This window comes from Dokdonella sp. (assembly GCF_039926425.1).
Taxonomy (GTDB): Bacteria; Pseudomonadota; Gammaproteobacteria; order Xanthomonadales; family Rhodanobacteraceae; genus Dokdonella_A.
In genome coordinates, this window is the sequence record NZ_JBDSWZ010000069.1 from 1 (window position 1) to 3530 (window position 3530).

General features: G+C 66.0%; 3 protein-coding genes. 2 read left to right on the plus strand and 1 reads right to left on the minus strand.

Annotated elements, in window-relative coordinates; translation table 11 throughout:
- Positions 1 to 1335: sigma 54-interacting transcriptional regulator (locus ABIV12_RS03855; RefSeq protein WP_348056412.1), on the plus strand; the 1335-nt coding region annotated here is incomplete at its 5' end.
- 119 nt (positions 1336 to 1454) lie between these two features.
- Positions 1455 to 2693, plus strand: a complete 1239-nt coding sequence (locus ABIV12_RS03860) for a DUF4010 domain-containing protein (RefSeq protein WP_348056414.1) — start codon at positions 1455 to 1457, stop codon at positions 2691 to 2693.
- 123 nt (positions 2694 to 2816) lie between these two features.
- Here the strand turns inward: ABIV12_RS03860 and ABIV12_RS03865 are convergent, their stop codons facing one another.
- Positions 2817 to 3521 (minus strand): VIT family protein, encoded by a 705-nt coding sequence (locus ABIV12_RS03865; protein WP_348056416.1) that lies wholly within the window; start codon positions 3519 to 3521, stop codon positions 2817 to 2819.
- Between the last annotated feature and the right edge of the window lie 9 nt (positions 3522 to 3530).

Below are 3530 nucleotides of genomic sequence, written 5' to 3' on the forward strand. Positions count from 1 at the left end.
CTGTCCGGCGAGGCGTCGGTCCACCACATCCACGCGCTCGGCATGGTGCGACTCGCAGTCGACCAGATCGAACATCGGTTGTTCGATCACCTGTGCCGCGATCGCGACGTGATCCGCGTCCACAGCGATGCCGCGCTGCTTGGCACTGCGCGCGAAGGTCTGCTGGTGTTCGAGGGACACATGCTGGTTGCCGCGAACCGCCACGCGCTCGAACTGCTTGGCCTTGGCTGGGGCGAATTCGGACGCCGCCGCTACGACGAGCTTTTCAGCGGCGCGCTGCCAGCCGCGGGGGGCAGCTCGATGCTGCGCGACCATCTCGGTACGCATCTCCACGCGCGCCGCAATGCGAAGTCGGCGTCCATTGCGGTGACACACAAGTGCGAAGCGTCGACGCGTGTCCAGCCGGCACGTGCCCCGCGGCCGTATTTCGACGATGCGCAGGAGCTCCAGCTTCAACGTGCGACACGCCTCCTCGACGCCGACATTCCTGTCCTCCTGCTCGGCGAAACCGGAACGGGCAAGGAAGTGTTCGCTCGCGAGCTGCACCGGCGCAGTGCGCGCGCGAAATCAGCGTTCGTGGCGGTCAATTGCGCGGCACTGCCCGAGAGCCTGATCGAATCGGAACTGTTCGGATACGTCACCGGCGCGTTCACCGGCGCCCGGCGCGAGGGCGCGCCCGGCCTGCTCCGTCAGGCGCATGGCGGGGTGCTGTTTCTCGACGAAATCGGTGACATGCCGCTGTCGATGCAGAGCCGCCTTTTGCGCGTGATCCAGGAGCGCGAGATCACGCCACTCGGCGGTGGCCGCACGATGCCGGTCGATTTCCGCCTCGTCTCTGCGACCCACTGCGATCTGCAGGCGGCGATCGATGCGAAGACGTTTCGCCCGGATCTTTACTACCGCATCGCACAGAACACGTTCAACATGCCGAAGCTGTGCGAGCGCGGCGATCGCGGCGAGCTGATCGCGTCGCTGTGGTCATCACTGGGAGCGACGGCTGCGGGCATGCGTCTTGCGCCGGCCGCGCTTGAACTGCTTGTATCCTGTCCTTGGCCCGGCAATTTCCGGCAGCTGGTCGGCGTCCTGCGTACGCTCATCGCACTCGGCGAACGGCAGTCGACGATCGGCGTCGACAGGCTGCCGGACAGCGTTCGTCGACCCGTCGTTCCCCAGGTGGCCCAGGTATTCGCAGCCGGGGTCGTGTCGTCGATGAATGCGTTGCGGCACGACGCAATGTGCCACGCACTCGAGCAGAGCGGCGGCAATACATCCGCAGCCGCGCGTCGCCTCGGCGTCAGCCGCAGCACGTTCTATCGACAGCTGCAAAAGCATTGATCCGCTCTCGCGGTTGCGGGAATCGTTGCGACGACACGCCCGTCAATCGGTGAACCGTGCTGTGTCTTTATCCCGCCGGGTGGACCACACTGGATTTTTCGCAAGGTGGAACCCGACACGTGGTTTCCGATCGTGCTGCCTTGTTCGGCCTGCTGACTGCCCTCGGGGGCGGCTTGCTGATCGGCATCGAACGCGAACGTCGCAAGGGCACAGGTCCGGCACGCAGCGCGATCGGGTTGCGCACCTGCACGATCTCCGCGCTGGCGGGCTCGGCGGCCGCTCTTCTCGGCACGACGGCGTTGTGGATCATCGGCCTCGGACTGATTGCGTTCGTGATGATTGCCTACCTGCGGTCCGATCGTGCGGATCCGGGCCTCACCACCGAAATCGCGCTGCTCGCGACCCTTCTGCTCGGGGCTCTGGCGATCACCCGGACGGAGCTGGCTGCCGCGCTGTTCATCGTTCTGGCCATCATCCTCGCCGGCAAGGATGCATTGCACCGCTTTGCGCGCGATGTATTGACCGAACGGGAACTGGACGACGCGCTGCTTCTTGCAGCATCCGTGCTCATCGTCTTTCCGCTCCTCCCCGACCGGGCAATCGATCCGTTCGGCATGCTCAATCCAAGAAGCGTCTGGCTGCTCGCCGTGCTGGTGATGTCGGTCAATGCAGCCGGGTACGTCGCACTGCGCCTACTCGGGCCCGGCCGGGGCCTGGCGATTGCAGGATTGCTCGGCGGCTTCGTGTCGAGCAGTGCGACCATCGGTGCGATGGCGGAGCGCGCGAGGAGCCATCCGGCGTTGCGCAAAGCGTGCGTCGCCGGGTCGTTGCTGTCGACCATTGCGACTCTGGTCCAGCTTGCGCTGATTCTGTCCATCGTCTCGTCCGATTTGCTGGCTGCGTTTGCGATTCCTCTGCTCGCCGGTGGAATCACTGCCGCCGGAGTGGGGGGCATCGCATGGTGGCGGGCCCAAACGGAACCCTCCTCCGAGATCCTGTCCGGGTACGGCAGGGCGTTCGCGCTCCCACAGGCGCTGCTGTTCGCGGGGATCGTCACTGCCGCGTTGATCGGCGCGTCGGTGCTGCAGCGCTGGCTTGGCGTACAGGGGGTGTTCGCTGCAGCGGCGGCAACCGGCCTCGCAGACGTCCATGCTGCTGCCATCACGCTTGGACACCTCGTCTCCGATACCGGACTCGTTGCGCGCAATGGAGCGTTTGCGCTCTCGCTCGCGTTCACGACGAATTCCATCGTGAAGTGCATCCTCGCCGCAGCTGGCGGCGTCACGTTCGCGCGACCGGTGGTGGCGGGAATTGCGCTCATCAACCTTGTTGTCCTCGCGGCGCTGTGGAGACCATGAGGGTTGGCCGCCCGGCGGCGCCGACGTTGGCGGCCCTTCCAGGGTCGACCGGCCGGGCCCGTGCAGTCGACCGAATGACGTTGGATCGACAAGAGTAACGCCGGACACGGCGCCAGCTGCCGCTCAGACGACGGCGCCGAACAGGGCGCCGACCGCTGCAGTGACTCCCATTGCCAAGGCTCCCCAGAAGATCACCCGCGCCGCGCCAACGAGCGCGTTGGCGCCGCCGATCTTCGCGGCGACGACACCAAGAAGCCCGAGAAACAGCAGCGATGCCGCGATGACCGCCGGCATGAGCGCGCCGATTGGCGCCAGCGCGACGACTGCCAGCGGCAACGCGGCGCCCAACGCAAAGCTTGCCGCGGACGACAGCGCAGCCTGTACCGGCTTCGCAGCGGTCATGTCGGAAATCCCGAGTTCGTCACGTGCGTGGGCCGCCAATGGGTCGTGCTCCATCAACTGGGCAGCCACCTGTTCCGCCAGATTGCGTTCAAGGCCGCGTTTGACGTAGATGCCGGTCAGTTCGCGCTGTTCTGCGACCGGATCGTCCAGCAGCTCCGCCCGTTCGCGCGCGAGGTCCGCATTCTCGGTATCCGACTGCGAATGCACCGACACGTATTCACCCGCTGCCATGGACATCGCGCCTGCGACCAGGCCTGCAATTCCGGTCAGCAGGATGTTCGCGTGCGTGGCGTGTGCGGCCGCGACACCAATGACGAGACTTGCCGTCGAAACGATCCCGTCATTCGCACCGAGCACCGCAGCGCGCAGCCATCCGATGCGATGCGTCAGGTGATGCTCGGGGTGGCGGACAGAGTACTTCGGCATGACGACCCG